This is a genomic window from Salegentibacter salegens, assembly GCF_900142975.1.
Classification (GTDB): domain Bacteria; phylum Bacteroidota; class Bacteroidia; order Flavobacteriales; family Flavobacteriaceae; genus Salegentibacter; species Salegentibacter salegens.
Window position 1 is genome coordinate 3717066 of sequence record NZ_LT670848.1, and the last position, 20629, is coordinate 3737694.

19 protein-coding genes are annotated in these 20629 nt (G+C 36.8%); 14 read left to right on the forward strand and 5 right to left on the reverse strand.

Going from position 1 to position 20629, the window contains the following annotated elements; genetic code table 11:
- Nucleotides 1-367 precede the first annotated feature (367 nt).
- The 9 genes from B5488_RS16440 (at nt 368) to B5488_RS16480 (ending at nt 9389) form a co-directional block, all read left to right on the forward strand.
- The gene (locus tag B5488_RS16440) at nt 368-1153 is read left to right on the forward strand and encodes a hypothetical protein (protein WP_079736241.1); all 786 of its coding nucleotides are present in this window, start codon (nt 368-370) and stop codon (nt 1151-1153) included.
- A 68-nt stretch (nt 1154-1221) separates the two neighbouring features.
- Nucleotides 1222-1707 carry a hypothetical protein gene (locus B5488_RS16445; RefSeq protein ID WP_106197168.1) on the forward strand — a complete coding sequence of 162 codons (486 nt, stop codon included), beginning with the start codon at nt 1222-1224 and terminating at the stop codon, nt 1705-1707.
- A 5-nt stretch (nt 1708-1712) separates the two neighbouring features.
- The gene (gene csgH / locus B5488_RS16450) at nt 1713-2465 is read left to right on the forward strand and encodes a curli-like amyloid fiber formation chaperone CsgH (RefSeq protein WP_170065322.1); all 753 of its coding nucleotides are present in this window, start codon (nt 1713-1715) and stop codon (nt 2463-2465) included.
- Nucleotides 2466-2484: 19 nt separating this feature from the next.
- Complete coding sequence (locus B5488_RS16455) at nt 2485-2859, forward strand: curli production assembly/transport component CsgF (protein ID WP_079736244.1); 375 nt, start codon at nt 2485-2487, stop codon at nt 2857-2859.
- Between the two features lie 52 nt (nt 2860-2911).
- Nucleotides 2912-4150: an IS256 family transposase gene (locus B5488_RS16460; RefSeq protein WP_079733433.1), complete on the forward strand. Its 1239-nt coding sequence runs from the start codon at nt 2912-2914 to the stop codon at nt 4148-4150.
- Nucleotides 4151-4265: 115 nt separating this feature from the next.
- Nucleotides 4266-5678, forward strand: coding sequence for a CsgG/HfaB family protein (locus B5488_RS16465; protein WP_079736245.1), 1413 nt, complete (start codon nt 4266-4268; stop codon nt 5676-5678).
- Nucleotides 5678-7168, forward strand: coding sequence for a carboxypeptidase regulatory-like domain-containing protein (locus tag B5488_RS16470; protein ID WP_079736246.1), 1491 nt, complete (start codon nt 5678-5680; stop codon nt 7166-7168). The genes B5488_RS16465 and B5488_RS16470 overlap by 1 nt, the downstream gene beginning before the upstream one ends.
- Nucleotides 7169-7283: 115 nt before the next feature.
- Nucleotides 7284-8462 carry an AIR synthase related protein gene (locus tag B5488_RS16475; protein WP_079736247.1) on the forward strand — a complete coding sequence of 393 codons (1179 nt, stop codon included), beginning with the start codon at nt 7284-7286 and terminating at the stop codon, nt 8460-8462.
- A 549-nt stretch (nt 8463-9011) separates the two neighbouring features.
- Nucleotides 9012-9389 carry a hypothetical protein gene (locus tag B5488_RS16480; protein WP_079736248.1) on the forward strand — a complete coding sequence of 126 codons (378 nt, stop codon included), beginning with the start codon at nt 9012-9014 and terminating at the stop codon, nt 9387-9389.
- A gap of 34 nt (nt 9390-9423) precedes the next feature.
- Here B5488_RS16480 and B5488_RS16485 read toward each other — a convergent pair whose 3' ends face one another.
- The gene (locus B5488_RS16485; RefSeq protein WP_079736249.1) at nt 9424-10089 is read right to left on the reverse strand and encodes an ATP-binding cassette domain-containing protein; all 666 of its coding nucleotides are present in this window, start codon (nt 10087-10089) and stop codon (nt 9424-9426) included.
- A 382-nt stretch (nt 10090-10471) separates the two neighbouring features.
- On the opposite strand from B5488_RS16485, the gene prfA reads away from it, so the two are divergent.
- The 3 genes from prfA to B5488_RS16500 all read left to right on the forward strand — a co-directional run bounded on the left by prfA (nt 10472) and on the right by B5488_RS16500 (nt 13359).
- On the forward strand, nt 10472-11548 hold the full coding sequence (gene prfA / locus B5488_RS16490; protein ID WP_079736250.1) for a peptide chain release factor 1: 1077 nt from the start codon (nt 10472-10474) through the stop codon (nt 11546-11548).
- Nucleotides 11549-11757: 209 nt separating this feature from the next.
- The gene (gene pyrF, locus B5488_RS16495; protein WP_079736251.1) at nt 11758-12576 is read left to right on the forward strand and encodes an orotidine-5'-phosphate decarboxylase; all 819 of its coding nucleotides are present in this window, start codon (nt 11758-11760) and stop codon (nt 12574-12576) included.
- 9 nt (nt 12577-12585) lie between these two features.
- Nucleotides 12586-13359, forward strand: coding sequence for an ABC transporter substrate-binding protein (locus B5488_RS16500; protein ID WP_079736252.1), 774 nt, complete (start codon nt 12586-12588; stop codon nt 13357-13359).
- Here the strand turns inward: B5488_RS16500 and B5488_RS16505 are convergent.
- The 3 genes from B5488_RS16505 to purU all read right to left on the reverse strand — a co-directional run bounded on the left by B5488_RS16505 (nt 13356) and on the right by purU (nt 15360).
- The gene (locus B5488_RS16505) at nt 13356-13538 is read right to left on the reverse strand and encodes a Lacal_2735 family protein (protein ID WP_079736253.1); all 183 of its coding nucleotides are present in this window, start codon (nt 13536-13538) and stop codon (nt 13356-13358) included. The two genes, B5488_RS16500 and B5488_RS16505, sit on opposite strands and share 4 nt — an antisense overlap.
- Nucleotides 13539-13737: 199 nt before the next feature.
- Nucleotides 13738-14445: a DUF4197 domain-containing protein gene (locus tag B5488_RS16510; RefSeq protein WP_079736254.1), complete on the reverse strand. Its 708-nt coding sequence runs from the start codon at nt 14443-14445 to the stop codon at nt 13738-13740.
- 63 nt (nt 14446-14508) lie between these two features.
- Nucleotides 14509-15360, reverse strand: coding sequence for a formyltetrahydrofolate deformylase (purU, locus tag B5488_RS16515; protein ID WP_079736255.1), 852 nt, complete (start codon nt 15358-15360; stop codon nt 14509-14511).
- A 141-nt stretch (nt 15361-15501) separates the two neighbouring features.
- Between purU and B5488_RS16520 the strand changes: the two genes are divergently transcribed.
- Entirely contained in the window at nt 15502-18957 is a 3456-nt protein-coding gene (locus B5488_RS16520) for a methylmalonyl-CoA mutase family protein (RefSeq protein WP_079736256.1), read from the forward strand.
- Nucleotides 18958-19482: 525 nt separating this feature from the next.
- Nucleotides 19483-20094 carry a MarC family protein gene (locus tag B5488_RS16525; RefSeq protein WP_079736257.1) on the forward strand — a complete coding sequence of 204 codons (612 nt, stop codon included), beginning with the start codon at nt 19483-19485 and terminating at the stop codon, nt 20092-20094.
- 21 nt (nt 20095-20115) lie between these two features.
- Here B5488_RS16525 and B5488_RS16530 read toward each other — a convergent pair whose 3' ends face one another.
- Nucleotides 20116-20520: a hypothetical protein gene (locus tag B5488_RS16530; protein WP_079736258.1), complete on the reverse strand. Its 405-nt coding sequence runs from the start codon at nt 20518-20520 to the stop codon at nt 20116-20118.
- Nucleotides 20521-20629 lie beyond the last annotated feature (109 nt).

Genomic DNA, 20629 nt, shown 5'->3' on the forward strand with positions numbered 1-20629 from the left:
GTATGTGATTTCAAAATATTTTAAACAGAAAAACAATAGGAAAATTCCTACTATTTCGAAATCATTCATAAGGGTTTTCCTGTATAATACTTTCATTGTGTCAAACTTCCCTTCTTGTCAAAAAATGTGACTCTTCATCGAAAAGTATAATTTTGTCCTAAAATCCATCCTATATTAGCATCAGAATTTAACACCCCCCTAAACCTTCCCCAAGGTTGCGTCAAATTCTATCTCCCTATATATTTTGCCCCCAAAACTGTTGTATTTCTATAATATGAATTTATTATAGATATGAAGGAGAAACGTTTTGCCCCAAAGTGAAATTGTAAATTTTTAATCTGAATATTTTTAACCTTAATTTTTTATTATGAAAAAAGTGATTTTTTGCGCAGGAGCGCTAATGTTTGGGGCAGTTGCATTTGCTCAAAGTAATTCAAGTCTTGTTGGTCAATCTGGCAATCATAACCAATCTGATGTAGATCAACAGGGATTATCTAACCTGTCTTTTGTTTCTCAATCTGGAGATCATAACTCTGCTGATGTAGATCAAAAAGCGGAGTATAATGAAGCTTTTGTTATTCAAACCGGAAGTCATAACTCTGCTATAACAGGCCAGAATGATGATGGTCTACAAGGACCAGCGGCGAATTTTGCTATGCAATATCAAAGTGGTAACCACAATGAGGCTGTAATTTCTCAAGACTCTCCATATACAAATGGTGCAGGAAGCGGAACTGTGAATGGTGTGGCTATGCAAATACAATCTGGAAACGGCAACGACGCTAGTATCGAGCAATTAAACAGCAACCATATTTCTGTTCAAATGCAGTCTGGTGATAATAACTCTGCTGACGATTTTCAAACTGGTGCAAGTCATGAATCTTATACCGTTCAATCAGGGAATCACAATGAGAGTGATGTTTACCAAAACGGATGGGGAAGTAACTCATACGTAATGCAAACAGGAGATCACAACACTAGTGATGTAGAACAAAAAGGAGATCGCCATATGTCATGGTCTATGCAATCTGGAAATCATAATGCCAGCACTGTTACACAAAACGGTAGCCAGCATATGAGTTTGGTTAACCAGAGTGGCAACCATAACTCTTCAATGGTTAATCAGGGGAACCTAGTTCCATCAGCAAATTAATTAATAAATAAAAAATAACCCGGATGTATTTTAGGCATCCGGGTTATTTTTATTTAAAAATTCATCTTATGAGAAGTATTGGTTTTAGCATTTTTTTATTGCTGCTTTGTTTTAATTTCCAGTTAATTGCTCAAGATAATTTAACTCATAATCGAATTCAAAATCAGGTTGTAGTAAATCTTCTGGCTAGTGTACAAAAGGAGAATAAACAGGTAAATAATGAAGTCTTCATAAATCAAATTGGGGATAGAAACCAGGTATATACTTCGGTAAGAGCCCAGGAGAATAAATCTGTTTACATTCAAAATGGAAATTTTAATAATATTTATTCTAATGTTAGTGCCAAAACCTTTGCGTCTTCTATTGTACAAAATGGAGACAGGCATAAGGCTTTCAATTTTGTGAACAGTCCTGGAGAAGAAATAAGTTTAGAGCTTAATCAGCAAGGGAATAACCATCATTTTGAACAATTTGGTTCTAATTCAATTGGAAATAATCTGAAATTTCAAATGAATGGTGATTCACGCTCTTTAATTGTAAGAAATTTTAAATGATCTCATTGAGAAAAATAATATCTGGACCATTGAATTTACTGGTTCTTATATTTTTAATTTCAGTTTCAGCTGAAGCTCAAAATTTTAATTCAGAAGTAGAAGCTTCTATTAAAACCAATGATAATAAAGATAACCTCCTGGAAATTACAGGAATTTCTAAAAATTTAACCGAGGCTACATATAGTTTACACTACGAGTTATCGGTAATAACTTCTTCTGGAAATAATAATTCCTCAAAAAATTCTCAAACGGGCAGGTTTACTTTAGAGCCTTTTGAAACCCGAGAACTTTCTTCAACTACAGTTTCAATAAACCCAAAGCAACGAACCATTCTTCTTTTAATGATTTATAATGAAGATGATGAGGTTATGGGAACCAAAAGAATTGTATTTGAAGAGAAAACAGAGAAGAAAGAAGAAAAACAACTCTCTTATGAAAATACAAATGAAGGAATTGAATTAACCAGCATGGTTATTCAAAGAACAAAAACGAAACCCGGAAAAGATTTCTATGACTTTTTTTATCAGCAATACAGTTTAAACCCTGTAAAAGGTAATAAAATGATAGAAATAGAAGAAATGATAAGTTTTGGTCGAACTACTAAAATAATGGTAAAGGTAAATGATAGAGTGATCTATGAGTTTTTTGCAAGACCAAAATTAGACTATTTAAAAGAACAGGCTGTAACAGCCTTACAACAGGTGAATAGGTATATGGAATACCTAAAAAACCGAAGCGAAAAGATTTCACAATATTAACTTTTTAATCCCCCCGATTATGAAAAGATTAGTTTTAATTCTATTAATTTTTTGGTGCCTTCCAATCTCTGCTCAGGAGTTGGTTTATACACCAAAAAATCCAGCATTTGGTGGTGACACTTTTAACTACCAGTGGCTTTTAAGCAGTGCGCAGTCACAAAACTCATTTGAAGATCCTGATGCATCACGCCAGGAACTTTCTGAAATGGAACAATTTACCCAAAGTTTAAATTCACAGTTACTGGGCCAGGTAGGTCGGCAGTTATTTACTCAGGAATTTGGCGAAGCAGGTTTAGAGGAAGGTAAATATACTTTTGGCAGTTTGGCTATAGATATTTATCCCTCCAACGAAGGACTGGTGATCAATATTCTTGATACCAATACGAGGGTGTAATCTCAAGTCTGTCTAGACTTTGAAAATTAAATTAAAATTTTTAGACTAGATTATGACACAAGAAGAGATTAAGGAATTAAAGGAAAAAGCATTAAAACAATTTTTATCAGGAGAATCCCTAACCGGCAAAAACGGCGCTTTTGCTCCAATGCTTAGGGAGTTTATGGAAGAGGCCCTGGAAGCAGAAATGTCTTCGCACCTTTCCGATGAAGAAAAAGGCTCAAAAGCAGGTAATAAGCGTAATGGCAAAGGCAAAAAGACCCTAAAGAGCAGCCAAGGGGACGTCACCATTAACACGCCCCAGGATCGTAACAGTACCTTTGAGCCGGAGATCGTAGCGAAACGCCAGCGTATCCTGGCCGATAATTTAGAAAAGCAGATTATAGGCATGTACGGGATGGGCAATAGCCTGCGGGATATCTCAGCTCATATAGAGGAAATGTATGATTCCAAGATATCCACACACGTTCTAAGTGATATTACGGACCGGGTGATTCCCAAGGTTAAGGAATGGCAGGATCGCCCCTTGGAGCCGGTATATTGCATCCTATGGCTCGACGCGATGCACTTCAAGGTACGCGAAGAAGGCAAAGTAAAGCACAAGGCCTTGTATAATATTTTAGGAATAAATAAAGCTGGAAGAAAGGAAGTGCTGGGTATGTATATCTCGGAAAGTGAAGGGGCCAATTTTTGGCTTCAGGTGCTGACCCAATTAAACAACCGTGGCTTAAAAGATATTCTGATTGCCTGTACGGATAATCTTACGGGCTTTAGTGAAGCCATTCATTCTGTTTATCCCAAGACTGATATTCAGCTATGTATTGTCCACCAGATCCGCAATAGTATGAAGTATGTGGCCAGTAAGGATCAAAAAGATTTTATGAAAGACCTTAAACTGGTGTACAAGGCTGACACCAAAGACCAGGCTGAATCGGCTTTACTGGATCTGGAAGAAAAATGGGGCAAAAGATATCCCATAGTGATCCGTTCCTGGAATGATAACTGGGACCGATTGAGTGCTTATTTTGAATATACCGCACCCATTAGAAAACTCATATACACCACAAATGCCGTAGAGGCTTTTCACCGGCAGGTAAGAAAAGTAACCAAGACCAAAGGCGCTTTTACCAATGATATGGCACTATTGAAGCTGGTTTACCTAGCTACCAGAAGAATTGAAAAGAAATGGAACGCCCCACTGCAGAACTGGGGTTTGGTAGTTCAACAATTAGCTATTAAATTTGAAGGTCGGCTAGAGTTGGACTTAGCCACCAATGAAACGAAAAACTAAAATTTTCTTCTCCCGGGGGTACCCCCGGGAGAAGAAGCAGACAGAGTTGAGCTAACACTCCCACCAATACCGGCGAACAAACCCAAATTATAGTTCCACAATAAACTTCCTATTTATGAAATTTTTTAAATACTCCATATTAATGGGGATAGTGGCGCTATTTTGGTCCTGCGGATCCTATTTTAACCAGCCTGTAGATTATCAGGATGCCAAAATAGGAGAGAGTACCAATGCTACAACCGCCCTTAAAAATCTCCCTTTACCCGAAGAACCGGTGGTAGTAGGAGTTTATAATTTTAGAGATTTAACCGGCCAGTACAAACCCTCAGAAATGGGAAGTACCTTTAGCACGGCGGTAACCCAGGGAGCGACTTCTATTCTTATTAAAGCCCTGGAAGATTCAAAATGGTTTACTACAATAGAAAGAGAGAACATAGGAAACCTGTTAAACGAGAGAAACATAATTCGCTCTACCCGCCAGGAATACAGGGCTAATGCTAATACAAATGAGCCACAACTTCCCCCGTTGCTTTACGCAGGAATTATTCTTGAAGGAGGAATTGTTTCTTACGACACCAATATTATTACTGGCGGTTTAGGTGCCAGGTATTTTGGCGTTGGCGGTTCTACTCAGTACAGGCAAGATCGGGTTACTATTTATTTAAGAGCTGTTTCTACTTCCAGCGGAAGAATTTTAAAGAATGTTTATATTTCTAAAACTATACTTTCCCAGGCTATAGATGCCAGTTTGTTTAAATACGTAAGTTTTCAGCGTTTAATGGAGGCAGAAACCGGATTTACACGAAATGAACCCGTGCAATTAGCAGTTACCGAAGCTATAGAAAAAGGGGTAGAAGCCTTGGTTTTAGAAGGAATTCAGGATAATTTATGGACTCCCAGAGAAGATCAGCAACCCCTGGTAAACGAATTAATTGCAAGCTATAATGCTGAAAAGGAAGATGCTTCAATGGAGAGATTATACAACCGAAAGTTTATAGATAAAACGGGAAGTTCTATTGGCGTTAATGTAGGAACCTCTATAATGAGCGGGGATTTCTCTAATGCTGAAGCAGGTGGAATGTTAAGATTAGATTATACCAATAATATTTTCCCATCCCTCTCTGTAAATCTTGCAGCCAACGCTTTTGAGCTTAAAAATCAAGGTGCATTTTCAGAAAAATTTATAGGATTGGATGTGAATGGGCAATATAATGTGCTGCCTAACGATACTTTTGGACCATACTTATCTGTCGGTGGCGGGGTTGTTTTTGGTCTCGATAGCGATGAGGTTCCAGATGGAATGTCTTCAACTCATTTTAAACTTCAATACGGTCTTGGTCTGGAATATATGCTTACAGATAAGCTGGGCATAAGAGGTTTTGCAGAGCATAACCTTATGTTTAACGACGAACTGGACCGGTTTATTCACGGTAAAAGAAACGATCATTATTTCAATTTTAGTATTGGTCTTAATTTTCATTTGGGTAATTCTAAGCGTGATAGAAACAACAACTTAAACAATCAATAATGAAAAATCTAAAATATATTTTTCCGCTGTTATTTATTTTCATTTCAGTGGGCTGCAGTGAAGATACGATTGATGCTTTGCAAAGCGGAAGCATAACCGGAACTGTAGTGACCGAGGGTGATTTTGAACCCATCGAAAATGTTCGAATTTCTACCACGCCCGCTACTTCTACAGTTTTTACCGATGAAAATGGTGAGTTTATTATTGAGAATGTTCCAGTTGATGAATATTCTGTGCAAGCCAGGAAAGAAGGTTTGTTAACCCAATTTGAAGGAGCTGAAGTTTTAACAGATGCCGAAGTGAATGTTATTTTTGAAATGCAACCGGCAAATGCTAATAATAGAAAACCTGATGCGCCAACTTTAATGAGTCCGCAAGACAATGCAGAAGGAGTAGCTACCAGCGTAGATTTTACCTGGCACTCTCAGGATGCAGATAACGATAGCCTTACCTACGAACTTGAAATAAGAAACGATAGAAATAATGACGTAATTAGGTACACCGAGCTTAATGATACTGTGCAAACAGTAGAAGGTTTAAATTATGGATATAAATATTTCTGGCAGATAAGGGTTTCAGATAGCCTTAACGATCCTGTATTAAGTGAAGTATATTCTTTTAATACGTTAGAGTTTCCTAAAACAAGATTTATGTATGTGCGGGAGATGAATAATAATAATGTGATTTTTGCTCGCGATTTAAACGGAAATGAATATCAGCTTACTTCTTCTAACCACAATAGTTTTAGACCACGTAAAAATCATCGTACTGATAAAATTGCATTTCTAAGAACCGTAGGCAATCAAACCCATTTATTTACTATGAATCTAGATGGATCGGCCCAAACTCAAATTACTTCAAATATTCCTGTAAACGTCTTTAACCTTGAAAAAGTAGATTTTTCCTGGGCTAATAATGGAGCCAGTTTGGTTTATCCAAATTTTGAAAAATTATATAGGGTAAATGTAACCGGGGGAGGCACAAGCCTAATTTATGAAGAACGCAATGGCAAATTTATAACTGAAGTTGATGTAAGCAACGACAATACCAGAATAGCCTTATTGGTGAATAATGCTAACGGATATAATGCTGAAATTTACACTATAGATATGTCAGGTAATTTTATGGATTCGGTAATATCAGGACTAGATGGTGCCCTGGGAGGATTAAATTTATCGGTAGATAATCAAAGATTATTATATACCCGGGATGTATCGGGTTATGAAAGTGATGATTACCGCCAACTTAATTCAAGAATGTTTATTTATAATTTCAATAGCAATCAAAGTATTGATATTAGTGAAGATAAACCTGAAGGCACAAACGATCTGGATCCCAGATTTTCCCCCAGTGAGGCAGAAGTTACATACGTGAATACCTCTAATGATGGAATTTCTGAAATGTTTATAGAACAAACCCTTATTGAGGGCGGAGGAACTGCCAGTCGCCAGGAGTTATATTCCAATGCGAAGATGCCAGACTGGGAATAAAGATTTTCTTTTCGGGGGAAAGCGGTAGCGGATTTTTTGCTATCGCTTTTTTTATTTTATAATACTTCAGTGACTAATCTAATCTGTTTATCTTTGAGGCTTCAATAATATAATTATGAGTCAGGAAGTTAGTAAGAGATATGCTCAGCGCGGAGTTTCAGCTGGAAAAGAAGATGTGCACAATGCCATTAAAAATGTAGATAAGGGTTTATTTCCCAAAGCATTTTGTAAAATTGTGCCAGATTATCTTACCGGGAGCAACGAGCATTGCTTAATTATGCACGCCGATGGCGCAGGTACAAAATCTTCGCTTGCTTATATGTACTGGAAAGAAACCGGAGATCTTTCGGTTTGGAAAGGAATAGCACAAGATGCTTTGATAATGAATATAGACGACCTGCTTTGTGTAGGCGCTATAGATAATATTATGCTTTCTTCAACCATCGGCCGGAACAAAAATAAAATTCCTGGAGATGTGATTTCGGCTATAATCAATGGAACTGAAGAGTTGATTGCTGAATTAAAAGAATTTGCTGTCGAAATTCATTCTACCGGTGGCGAAACCGCCGATGTCGGAGACCTGGTTAGAACTATTATTGTAGATTCTACCGTAACGGCCAGGATGCAAAAGTCTGAAGTAATCGATAATGCCAATATTAAACCGGGAAATGTGATCGTTGGTTTATCTTCTTCCGGGCAGGCTTCTTACGAAAAGGAATATAACGGCGGAATGGGTAGTAACGGACTTACTTCTGCACGCCACGATGTTTTCTCAAAAATTTTAGCCGAAAAATATCCTGAAAGTTTTGATAACGATATTCCTGAAAACTTGATCTATTCAGGAACAAAATCATTAACCGATAAGGTGGAAAATTCATCTTTAGATGCCGGGAAATTAGTGCTTTCTCCAACCCGAACTTATGCACCAATTATTAAGAAATTACTTTCTAAATTCAGCAATAAAGAAATTAACGGGATGGTGCACTGCAGCGGAGGTGCCCAAACCAAAATTCTTCACTTTATAGATAACTTGCATATTGTTAAAGACAATATGTTTGAAGTGCCACCACTTTTCAAACTTATTCAACAGGAAAGTAAAACCGACTGGAAAGAAATGTACCAGGTTTTTAATATGGGCCATCGTATGGAACTCTATGTAAATCCTGAGATTGCCGATGAGATTATCGCTATTTCCCAATCTTTTAATGTAGATGCGCAAATTGTGGGTAGGGTAGAAGCTTCAGAAGAAAAGAAACTCACTATAAAAAGTGAATTCGGGGAATTTCAGTATTAACTTCTGTGTATAAGTTTTGTCTTTTCGAGCTATAAATCCAAACAGGCTTAGCTTACTTTTTGTAAAGCGGAAATTATAATCTGTCTTTTTTTAATTTATACTTATTTTCGGGAGTAGTTGGGGCTAAAAACCGGATTATTTAGATGTTTTTCAAATATTTTGAAAAAAATATTTGTTCTTCTTTAAACTTTAAAATATATCCACTTGGCGAATACACGGAAGCTCTATAGCTCTAAATTTATTATACTTTCTACAGTTTTCTGGGTTATAATTAATTTACTCTCTATCTATTTTTTAAGTGAAGAAAATAGCAGGTGGTCTAGAGTTGCTAGTTCACTATACTTTATAATATGGAGTTTTTCCTATGGAGTTTTTAAGTCTAAAATACACTATGTTTTAATCGCTTATTTAATTTGCGACATCTCGCTAGTTTATTATGAAAATCAGATTTTTAATTTTATTACTTTCATCTCCAGGTCGCTGATTTTCTCTCTATTAATTTTAATTGTCCTTCCCAAAGTCCGATCCGTAAAATTTAGTTTTTTTGAATTGATTTTGGGAATTGCCGTGGTAGGTATCAATATTTATTTATTGTTTGAATTGTTAGCTATGGTGCCTGAAGGTTTTTTATACAATTATTTTTATCCGGCATATTTAGCCTTCACTGTGTTGACCATATTATTAGTTGGGGTTGCATTCACTTATAATAGTATATTTAGCAGTAAAAAAAGTTTTTATTTTTTACTGGCAGCACTTTTTATGGCCCTTTCTGATTTCAATTTCTTTATCGCATACTATCTGGATGTGCCGGTGTTTTATTACCCCGATAGACTTTTTCATATTTTTGCTTTAGGTTTACTTCTTCTTTTTTGGTTAAAGCCTTTAGAAGATTCTAACCACAATATTTTAGAGCAAAGAGAGGTTTAATCTTTACACAAAAATTTTTATAATAATTAAAATTCTAATTATAAAGCGTTCCTGCTTTAAGGTAATTGTAATCTTCCAACTCACTGGTTTTGTTAATCAATTTGGTGCTGCCATTTTTTAGCAGGTAAAGCTCGTCGCTGGTAGCCAAAATATGCCGGTACATATGGTCGGTAAGAATTATGGCTTTTTCTTTCTGTAATTCCTGAGTTAAGGTTTTAATTTTTTCAACATAAAGTGGGGAAAGATGCGAAAATGGTTCGTCTAAAAGAATAAGTTTAGCCTTACTTTTTAGGCAAATATAAATTTCTACCACGCGCTGCTGCCCACCTGAAAGATCTCGCATTCTGGCTTTTGTGTAAGTTTTAAATTCAGGGAAGTCATTTAAAAATTCCTTTAGATCTACCTTAAAAAGTTGAAAGCAGGTTTCAATTTTCATTTTTGGTGGAATAAAATTTTGTTGCGGTAAATATGTCACCATTCCGTATTTAAAAAGTGGCTTTAGATAAGGTTTTTTATCAATTCTAACCAATTTGTGCCTTGGTTGTAAGCTTCCGAAGAAAATATTGAGTAAACTACTTTTACCACAACCATTAGCGCCGAGTATTCCGGTTATTTTTCCCGTTTCCGCTTTTAAGTAGACCCCGTTTAGGATTTGCTTTTCGGCAAAATAAAGTTCAACATTATCAATTTCAAAAATCATATTATCAGAGAATAAATTCCGGCAGAAAGTATGATGAAAATAAAATCTATAAGTAAGCTGAATATAAACAGTTTTATACTGTTAAGGGAAAGGTTTTGGTAAAAGTAAAGCTGGTGTTTATAAGAAGTTTTATACAAATAGAATATCAGCACACTAATAAAAAGTTTGAATATCACGATAAATATTACCGGGTTTCCGAAAAACAAGAAGAAGAAATTCAATAAAATTGATCCCAAAATAAATTGCCGGTAAAAATATAAGATCGCCCTGGTTTTACTTATCATTTACTTCTCTTGGAGATTTCAATTTACAATTCTTTTTTCAATCTTATAAATCAATCAATTTATCGTAAATTTGTTTTCCTAAAAATCAGAGTGATTATATGATCGAGAAGCTTAATATAGTAAAGCAGCGTTTTGATGAGGTGAATGATTTAATTATTCAACCCGATGTGATTTCAGATCAAAAACGATATATAGAATTAAATAAAGAATATAAAGATCTTAGGGCTTTAATGGATGAGCGCGAAAAATATTTGGAGCTCACCAATAATATTGAAGAGGCAAAGGAAATTATTGCCGATGGCAGTGATGCAGAAATGACCGAAATGGCCAAAATGCAGTTGGATGAAGCCGAAAAGGAAGTTCCGAAGCTGGAAGAAAAGATCAGGATGATGCTGGTGCCTAAAGATCCAGACGATGCCAAGAATGTTGTTATAGAAATTAGAGCCGGTACCGGTGGTGATGAGGCCAGTATTTTTGCGGGCGATCTTTATAGAATGTACACCAAATATGTAGAAAGCAAAGGCTGGAAGCATAATATTGTAGATTATAGCGAAGGAACAAGCGGCGGATTCAAAGAGATGATTTTTGAAGTTTCCGGGGAAGATGTTTATGGTACAATGAAGTTTGAGGCCGGGGTTCATCGTGTACAACGTGTACCACAAACCGAAACTCAGGGCCGTGTACATACCTCGGCCGCTACCGTAATGGTGCTACCCGAAGCTGAAGAATTTGATGTGGAGATAGATCCAAAAGAAGTAAGAATAGATTATTTCTGTTCTTCCGGTCCCGGTGGGCAATCGGTGAACACCACCTATTCTGCCGTGCGTTTAACTCACGAACCAACAGGTTTGGTGGCACAGTGCCAGGATCAAAAATCGCAGCATAAGAACAAAGAGAAAGCTTTTAGAGTATTACGCTCGCGTTTATATGAAATGGAACTTGCTAAAAAGCAGGAAGCCGATGCTGCTAAAAGAAACTCTATGGTTTCCAGTGGTGACCGTAGTGCGAAAATTAGAACCTATAATTATTCCCAGGGAAGGGTTACAGACCACCGTATAAACCTAACTCTTTATGATCTTTCAAATATCATTAATGGGGATATTCAAAAAATACTTGACGAATTGCGATTTGTAGAAAATACAGAGAAGCTTAAAGAAAATTCAGATATATTTTAACAATTTCGGAGGTGACTATTATCGTCAAGCTGACTTGTTTTAGCTTCTAACTTGTTTGAGATATTAACTAACTAGATTCCGAAATGAATTCAGAATTACGATTTTAATAAATTTTCAATAACCTCGAGTTTTATTTTAAGAATTACTTTCCGCGAAAGCGGAATTTTCTTTTTATATTTTAAACCATATTAATTACAAAAAACTAACCTATGTCCCCGCAAGAATTAACTGAACAGATCTTTAAAAAGAAATCGTTTTTATGCGTGGGACTTGATGTAGATATAGACAGGATCCCGACCTATTTGTTATCTGAAGAAGATCCTATTTATGAATTCAATAAAGCGATTATAGACGCTACGCATAAATTTTGCGTGGCTTATAAGCCGAATATCGCTTTTTATGAAGCCAACGGTGTGGAAGGCTGGCAGGCTTTAGAAAAAACAATCAATTACCTTCACCACGAATATCCTGAAATATATACCATTGCTGATGCTAAACGCGGTGATATTGGCAATACTTCCAGGATGTATGCTAAAACCTTTCTCCAGGATCTTGGATTCGATTCGGTAACCGTAGCGCCCTATATGGGAAAAGATTCGGTAGAGCCGTTTTTGGAGTTTGAAAATAGGCAGGCAATTTTATTGGCTTTAACCTCTAATGAAGGTGCTTTCGATTTTCAAACACAGCAAATAGACGGAGAAGAGCTTTATAAGAAAGTGCTTAAAACTTCTAAGACCTGGAAGAATTCCGAGAGGTTAATGTACGTGGTGGGCGCTACTAAAGCTGAATATTTAAAAGAAATACGGGAAATAATTCCTGAAAACTTTATTTTGGTTCCCGGTGTTGGCGCGCAGGGTGGAAAACTGGAAGACGTATGTAAATACGGAATGACAAAAAATGTAGGATTACTGGTAAACTCTTCCCGAAAGATTATTTATGCTTCAGAATCTTCGAATTTCGCTGAAATAGCCGGAGCCAGGGCTGAAGTGCTTCAGCAGCAAATGGCAGAGCAGTTGAATCAACTTTAATGTTTTAAGATGGAAGTTAAAGATCAATTACAAAGAAAGATTTTCCTTCCAAAAACCCCAAAACGAATAATCTCTTTAGTGCCCAGTCAAACCGAACTTCTTGTTGATCTGGGGATGGAAGAAAATCTGGTTGGAATTACCAAATTCTGTGTACATCCTAAATATCTTCGAAAAGTCAAAACTATTGTTGGTGGTACAAAACAGGTGACACTTGAAAAAATAAAAGCTTTAAAGCCAGATATTATTCTGTGTAACAAAGAAGAAAATACTAAAGAAATGGTGGAGAAGCTGGAAGAAGTTGCTCCCGTTCACGTTTCAGATATTGTGAAAATTGAGGATGCTTTTGAATTGATGAATCAGTATGGCAAGATCTTTCACAAAGAAGCATTAGTGGAAACGATGGTGAATTCTGTTAGGAAAAAAATTGCTGCCCTACAGGAGCAACTCAAAGATAAACCGGTTAGAAAAGTAGCTTATTTTATTTGGAAAAAACCTTTAATGGTTACTGGTAAAGACACTTTTATAAATGAACTTTTAAAACTGAATAAGTTTGAAAATGTGTTTGCAGAATCAAGGTATCCTGAAACCTCTCTTAAAGAATTGAAAGCTAAAAACCCTGATTTACTTTTACTTTCATCTGAGCCATTTCCGTTTGAAGAAAAGCATAAAAAATATTTTTCAGACTTAAACGTAGAAATTAAACTGGTAGATGGTGAGTATTTTAGTTGGTACGGTTCCCGATTAATAAAAGCAATGGACTATTTTAAAACGCTTAGCCTTTAATGATCTATTTTATCATACTGCATTCTTCTAAGTTCCTTTAGAATTTTTTTTGCTCTTTCATTTAATCGGTCACTTTCCTCTTTATCGGTAAGCGCCAACTTATAAGATTTGTGCATAAGATGGGTGTACTTATCACAAAGGCATTCTTCTGTAGATTTTGTTTCAAAGATTTTGAACATAATACTGTTTTCGTCTTTGATACAAATATAACTTGCGGAACCGCAAAGGATTGCTAAGTCTGCGTTAATCTTAGTCTAAAATATCCTTCTTCCTTCTTTAATATGTTAAAAAAATTAGATAAATCTGTGCTCTATAAGATTTATCTAATTTTTTCGTGTATAACATTAAAGTATTTGTTCTAAATCTTAAAATAGTATTCTAATATTGATTGTCCTGTAAGGCGAAAACTCGTTGTAAAAGATTTGTAGTTCTTGCTGAAACTTTTTCCCTGATCTCTTTTTCCTCAACAGCGATCATGGTGTAGACTCCTTCTAGTGCTTGGTTGGTAACATAATCTGCAAGGTCCGGATTTACGTTGCTGGTAAGAGGCAGGCTATTATACCGGTTAATAATATTGCTCCAAACTTGAGTGGCACCAACTTTTTCGAGTGAATTGGTCACTACAGGATTAAATTTGCTGTAAAGTGGTTCTTCGGTTTTTCCGGTAAGATATAAAGTAGCCGCATTGTTTTCGCCTAATAGAATGTTTCTGGCATCATTAAACGTAATCTCTTTTACGGCATTCACAAAAATTGGAGTTGCTTCTTTAACTGCTTCTTCGGCAGCCTTGTTTAATACTTTTAAGCCTTCATCGGCTAAGGCATCTAAGCCAACATCGCGCAAAGTTTTATCTACTTTTTGTAATTCTGGCGGTAAGGTTATTCTTACCAATTCATTGCTGTAAAACCCGTTTTCTTCGGTGAGTTTGGTCACTTGTTTTTCAATTCCCATATCTAAAGCCTGGCGTAAACCTGAAGCGATCTCGGTGTTACTAACACCGGCTTGAGGATATTGACTGGCGATTTCCTGAAGTTCAGCACAGGATGAAAATAAGAAAATACTAAGGATAAGGCATAATTTTTTCATAGCGTAGCTTTTTTACAAATGTATCATTTTTGCATTAAGATGAATCGCCCGGGAAAACAGCTATTAGGTAAAAACTATGGTTTTGTTGTTAAAAACCAAAGTTTTTCTTTCAATATGATATTTTACTCCCTTGGCCAGAACAATTTTTTCTAAGTCTCTTCCTTTTAAAATAAGGTCTTTAATTGAATGGCTATGTGAAATGCGGGTAATATCCTGTTCAATTATGGGTCCTGCGTCAAGCTCTTCAGTGACATAGTGACTGGTAGCTCCAATTATTTTCACGCCTCTTTTGTAGGCTAGGTGATACGGTTTGGCTCCGGCAAAGGCAGGTAAGAAAGAGTGATGAATATTAATGATTCGATTTGGGAAGGCTGCTATTAAAGATTTTGGGATTATTTGCATATACCTGGCCAGAACAATAAAATCTACTTTTTCTTTTTGAAGCAATTGAAGCTGGATTTCAGCAGCTTTTTCTTTTGTATTGGGTGTTACCGGAATATGATAAAACGGAATTCCAAAATTCTGTGCTACCTGTTCAAGGTCTTTGTGGTTACTCATAATTAAGGGAATATCCACTTTAAGTTCGTCAGATTTAAATCTGCTTAAAATATCATAAAGACAATGATCATATTTAGAGACAAAAACGGCCATCCTTGGTTTTGCACTGGCTGAGTACATTTGCCAGGACATATCATATTTTTTAGCTACAGTTTCTTTAAATTCATCTTTAGTAATACTAATATTGGTTTGCGCTTTAAACTCACATTCTAAGCGCATAAAAAAAACAGTGTTCTCTACGTCTACATATTGGTCTATATAAATAATATTGCCCTGCCTTTTATAAAAGAAGGAAGTAACGTGGGCAATAATTCCTGAAGTATCGGGGCAGTGAATAAGGAGCGTAATTTTTGACATAGCAAGACTTTAGGGTTCTAAAATTAAACATTTCGGGCTGATTCAGAATAGCAGAATTCAGAATTATAATAATATCACAGCAGGAGCTTTAGAATTACAATTTTCGTAAATTGCAGGTTCAAATTTCAGAAATAATTAGCAATGGAACAACAAAAGCCATATTCGCCTAAAAATAAGATAAGAATTGTAACTGCAGCTTCACTTTTTGATGGGCACGACGCGGCTATAAATATAATGCGTAGAATCATCCAGTCTACCGGAGTTGAGGTAATTCACCTTGGTCACGACCGTAGTGTAGATGAGGTTGTGAACTGCGCTATCCAGGAAGATGCACAAGCCATCGCGATGACTTCCTACCAGGGCGGGCATACCGAATATTTTAAGTATATGCACGATTTGCTTCAGGAGAAAAACGCCGGTCATATCGCTATTTTTGGCGGTGGCGGTGGAGTGATTCTTCCAGAAGAAATTAAGGAGTTGATGGACTACGGAATAACCCGAATTTATGCACCAGATGATGGGCGTGAAATGGGGCTCCAGGGGATGATTAACGATATGGTAAAGCGCGTAGATACTGAAACTCGTGCTTTGGTTGAAGAAAAATCTGTTGCTGAAGATTTAAAAGATAAAAATGTAAATACCATTGCGAGGCTTATTTCCCTTGCCGAAAATAAACACGATTCCTTTCTTCATCATTTTGAGCCTTTGAGAAAAGAGACCGGAAAAAGCAAAATTCCTGTGCTGGGAATTACGGGAACCGGTGGTTCTGGGAAATCCAGTTTGGTAGATGAACTGGTACGCCGATTTTTAAGCGATTTTTCTGATAAAAATATCGGAATTATTTCTGTAGATCCTTCTAAACGTAAAACCGGCGGGGCTTTATTGGGAGATAGAATTAGAATGAATGCCATAAATAGTGAGCACGTTTATATGCGTTCGTTGGCCACACGCCAGTCTAATCTCGCCCTTTCAAAACACGTGGCAGAAGCCGTAGAGGTTTTAAAAGCTGCTGAATTCGATTTAATTATCCTGGAAACTTCGGGAATTGGCCAGAGTGATACCGAAATCATGGATCATTCTGATGTTGCTTTATATGTAATGACCCCTGAATTTGGTGCGGCTACGCAACTGGAGAAAATAGATATGCTGGATTTTGCCGATCTGGTAGCGATAAATAAATTCGATAAACGGGGCGCTCAAGATGCCTTGCGTGATGTTAAAAAACAATATCAGCGTAACCATCAATTATGGCACGAAGATGCTGATAAACTACCGGTTTTTGGAACTATAGCTTCTCAGTTTAACGATCCGGGGATGAATACCTTGTATCGTGAAATTATGGATACGATTGCTGAAAAAACCAAAGCCGATCTAAATTCTACCTTTGAGATTTCTGCAGAAATGAGCGAAAAGATCTTCGTAATTCCACCAAAACGAACACGTTATCTTTCAGAAATTGCCGAAAATAACCGGAGCTACGATGAAAAATCGGCAAGTCAGGCCGAAGTAGCCCAAAAACTATATGGCGTTTTTAAAACAATCGAGTCGGTTTCAGGTTTGGATTTAACCAATAATCAATCACAATATTTAGAAAAGCACGGTATTAATCAGGAAGAAATAAATGACTTTGCCGAAGATTCCCAAAAGGATTTTCTAAAGTTGCTTTTCGCAGAATTTGACCGGGTAAAAATGGATCTCGATCCTTATAACTGGGAAGTGATACAGAGCTGGCAGGAAAAAGTTACTAGATATGTGGAGCCTGTTTATTCATTTAAAGTTCGGGATAAGGAGATCAAGATAGATACGCATACCAAATCTTTATCACACACTCAAATTCCTAAAGTTTCCCTGCCAAAGTATAAAGCCTGGGGAGATATTTTAAAATGGTGCCTTCAGGAAAATGTTCCGGGAGAATTTCCTTATACCGCCGGGCTTTACCCGTTTAAACGCCAGGGGGAAGATCCCACCAGGATGTTTGCCGGTGAAGGAGGACCTGAGCGTACCAACCGTCGATTTCATTATGTAAGTATGGGCTTGCCGGCAAAGAGGCTTTCTACCGCTTTCGATTCGGTTACCCTTTACGGAAACGATCCTGATGAACGTCCCGATATTTATGGAAAAATAGGAAATTCGGGAGTTTCTATTTGCTGTTTGGATGATGCCAAAAAGCTCTATTCCGGATTTGATTTAGCAGATGCGATGACTTCGGTGAGTATGACTATAAATGGACCGGCACCTATGTTGCTCGGTTTCTTTATGAATGCCGCCATAGATCAGCAATGTGAAAAGTATATCAAAGAAAATGAACTGGAAGATAAGGTTGAAGCAAAGTATAAAGAACTTTACGATGATCGTGGCTTAGATCGTCCCGTTTATCGTGGAGATCTACCCGAAGGAAATAATGGCCTTGGCTTAATGCTTTTAGGACTTACTGGTGACCAGGTTTTACCAGCAGAAATTTATGCTGAAATTAAAGAAAAAACCATTAGCGTGGTTCGGGGAACAGTGCAAGCAGATATTTTAAAAGAAGACCAGGCGCAAAATACCTGTATTTTTTCTACGGAATTCGCACTACGTTTAATGGGAGATGTTCAGGAGTATTTTATTAAAGAAAAAGTAAGGAATTTTTATTCAGTTTCTATTTCAGGATACCATATTGCTGAAGCCGGTGCCAACCCTATTACTCAGTTGGCATTTACATTGGCCAATGGTTTCACTTACGTAGAATATTATTTAAGCCGCGGAATGGATATCAATAAATTTGGTCCCAATTTATCGTTCTTCTTTTCTAACGGAATTGATCCCGAATATGCGGTAATTGGTAGGGTAGCCAGAAAAATCTGGTCTAAAGCACTGAAACATAAATACGGCGCAAACCCAAGGGCGCAAATGTTGAAATACCATATCCAGACTTCAGGAAGATCACTGCACGCGCAAGAGATTGATTTTAATGACATTAGAACTACGCTACAGGCTTTATACGCGATTTACGACAACTGTAATTCGTTGCACACCAACGCCTACGATGAAGCGATTACTACGCCAACAGAAGCTTCAGTAAGGAGGGCAATGGCCATTCAGTTGATTATCAACAAAGAACTGGGGCTTGCGAAAAACGAGAATCCAATTCAGGGATCTTTCATTATCGAAGAGTTAACCGATCTTGTGGAAGATGCCGTTTTAACCGAGTTTGACCGAATCACAGAAAGAGGAGGCGTACTTGGTGCAATGGAAACTATGTACCAACGTGGAAAAATCCAGGAGGAAAGTTTGCATTATGAAACTTTAAAACATAATGGCGATTATCCAATTATTGGTGTAAATACCTTCTTGAGTTCTACCGGTTCGCCAACGGTTACGCCGGGAGAAGTAATAAGAGCCACAGAAGAAGAAAAACAACACCAGCTTAAAACCCTGAACACGCTTCATGAAGCTAAAGAAGATTCCGCTGAAGAAGCTTTGGAGAAAATAAGAGAAGCCTCAATTAAAAATGAGAATATTTTTAAGGAATTAATGGAAGCCACTAAAGTTTGTTCCCTTGGCCAAATAACCAAGGCGATGTTTGAAGTTGGTGGGCAGTATAGAAGAAATATGTAAGCAGAGAGCCACATTCCCAAAACGAAAAGTTTTGGGAATGTGTGCGAATCGCTTATCCCGATGAGCGCAGCGATATTGGGATCTATAGCACCGGAATGTTTTTGGCAGCAATTGTTTTTTTGGGAATGTGTGCGAATCGCTTATCCCGATGAGCGCAGCGATATCGGGATCTTACGAAGAAAAATTTTCCTGAAGCAATTTTGCTTTAGAACTATAAACAAATTAATTATCCCAATGCGCGATAGCCCCATTGGGATTTTGTGCATTATTTAGGGGGATCCTTACCAAAAGGCTTGTCATCATTGGGGCATTTATTATTGTGATTTATTCCCTTAATTCTATAATGCCTTGATCCATTTTTAGGATTTCTTCAGTTTTTAAAAAAGAGGTAAGTCACTATAATTATCAAGGTTCATAGTGCTTAAAAATTTTATCTTTTTTATTGGGTGGGGCTAAAATTTCAGATTAATTTTGCAGCTTCTTAATTTTAACATGTAATTTCTTAAGTGCCAAAAATATAAAGCTATGGAAAATATCTGGTTGTATGCCATAGGCGCGTTTACCGCATTCTTCGCGATTAATAATCCCGTTGGAAATATCCCAATATTCCTGAGCCTTACAAAACAGGCCGATGGAAAAAGAAAGCGATTTATTTCTAAAAAAGCGACTTTTACGGCCTTCATTATTGTAACCGGATTTGTTCTTTTAGGAAAATATATCTTTCAACTTTTTGGTTTAACTATTCCTGCCTTTAAGATCACTGGCGGAATTCTTGTGTTTTTTGTGGGTTTTGAGATGATTAGGGCTCAACAATCCAGTATTGATAACCAAACGGCAATTGATTTTAATGAAGGGATCTCTATTTCACCTTTGGCAATTCCTATTCTGGCCGGCCCGGGAACTATCATTACCGCGATGAATTACACTACTACCGCCAGTTATATGGATATGGGGATTATTGTAGCTATGTTTGGGTTGATTATGATCTTAAATCACCTTGCTTTTATTTCCAGTGACTACTTAGTACGGTTTATTGGTCAGAACAAGATTATTGTGATCGAGAAAATCATGGGACTAATAATTGCAATTATTGGAACCAATATGTTGATTGAAGGAATTAAAATCGCTTTCTTTTAAAAGGCACGAAATTGAAGTAAACTAGGCTTTTCTAATTTGCTGAATCCAATCGGCGATCATTTTATCGAAAATCTGAATTTCTTTCTTTAAAAGCGCCAAAAATTCACTTTCCCTCACTCCGGAAAATTCCAGGTTTTTACAAAGTAATTTTAAGCTTCTACTCGCCTTTCTAATATTTCGAATGCGCTCTAAGCGCGATTCTTGATTTTTTGCTGTTGCTACAGAAGCAACACCAGGTGCAAGTTGAAGCGATTCGGTAACAAGGTCTCCAGCATACCTGTCTTTTGTGCTGGCCGAAAACCCCATTTCCACAACGTGCTTATCTTGCGTAAAATGCACAGCCATTGCCCTGGAAATTTTGAATATTTCCAGTGCTTTACAATATACCGGCATTAGGTAAGTGTTATTAATAAGAGGCTTTGACATTTGATTTAATTTCACAATAAAATTAAAGAGAAATTAAATATCTTATCTTTGTATTTTAGCCTTGAAATTAGATTTTACCTTTATACAAAAGGTATTACTCCTTAAAAAC

Coding starts and splice junctions, on each gene's coding strand:
- B5488_RS16440 (WP_079736241.1), top strand. CDS start 368: ATGAAAAAAGTGATTTTTTGCGCAGGAGCGCTAATGTTTGGGGCAGTT.
- B5488_RS16445 (WP_106197168.1), top strand. CDS start 1,222: ATGAGAAGTATTGGTTTTAGCATTTTTTTATTGCTGCTTTGTTTTAAT.
- B5488_RS16455 (WP_079736244.1), top strand. CDS start 2,485: ATGAAAAGATTAGTTTTAATTCTATTAATTTTTTGGTGCCTTCCAATC.
- B5488_RS16460 (WP_079733433.1), top strand. CDS start 2,912: ATGACACAAGAAGAGATTAAGGAATTAAAGGAAAAAGCATTAAAACAA.
- B5488_RS16465 (WP_079736245.1), top strand. CDS start 4,266: ATGAAATTTTTTAAATACTCCATATTAATGGGGATAGTGGCGCTATTT.
- B5488_RS16470 (WP_079736246.1), top strand. CDS start 5,678: ATGAAAAATCTAAAATATATTTTTCCGCTGTTATTTATTTTCATTTCA.
- B5488_RS16475 (WP_079736247.1), top strand. CDS start 7,284: ATGAGTCAGGAAGTTAGTAAGAGATATGCTCAGCGCGGAGTTTCAGCT.
- B5488_RS16485 (WP_079736249.1), bottom strand. CDS start 10,089: ATGATTTTTGAAATTGATAATGTTGAACTTTATTTTGCCGAAAAGCAA.
- prfA (WP_079736250.1), top strand. CDS start 10,472: ATGATCGAGAAGCTTAATATAGTAAAGCAGCGTTTTGATGAGGTGAAT.
- pyrF (WP_079736251.1), top strand. CDS start 11,758: ATGTCCCCGCAAGAATTAACTGAACAGATCTTTAAAAAGAAATCGTTT.
- B5488_RS16500 (WP_079736252.1), top strand. CDS start 12,586: ATGGAAGTTAAAGATCAATTACAAAGAAAGATTTTCCTTCCAAAAACC.
- B5488_RS16505 (WP_079736253.1), bottom strand. CDS start 13,538: ATGTTCAAAATCTTTGAAACAAAATCTACAGAAGAATGCCTTTGTGAT.
- B5488_RS16510 (WP_079736254.1), bottom strand. CDS start 14,445: ATGAAAAAATTATGCCTTATCCTTAGTATTTTCTTATTTTCATCCTGT.
- purU (WP_079736255.1), bottom strand. CDS start 15,360: ATGTCAAAAATTACGCTCCTTATTCACTGCCCCGATACTTCAGGAATT.
- B5488_RS16520 (WP_079736256.1), top strand. CDS start 15,502: ATGGAACAACAAAAGCCATATTCGCCTAAAAATAAGATAAGAATTGTA.
- B5488_RS16525 (WP_079736257.1), top strand. CDS start 19,483: ATGGAAAATATCTGGTTGTATGCCATAGGCGCGTTTACCGCATTCTTC.
- B5488_RS16530 (WP_079736258.1), bottom strand. CDS start 20,520: ATGTCAAAGCCTCTTATTAATAACACTTACCTAATGCCGGTATATTGT.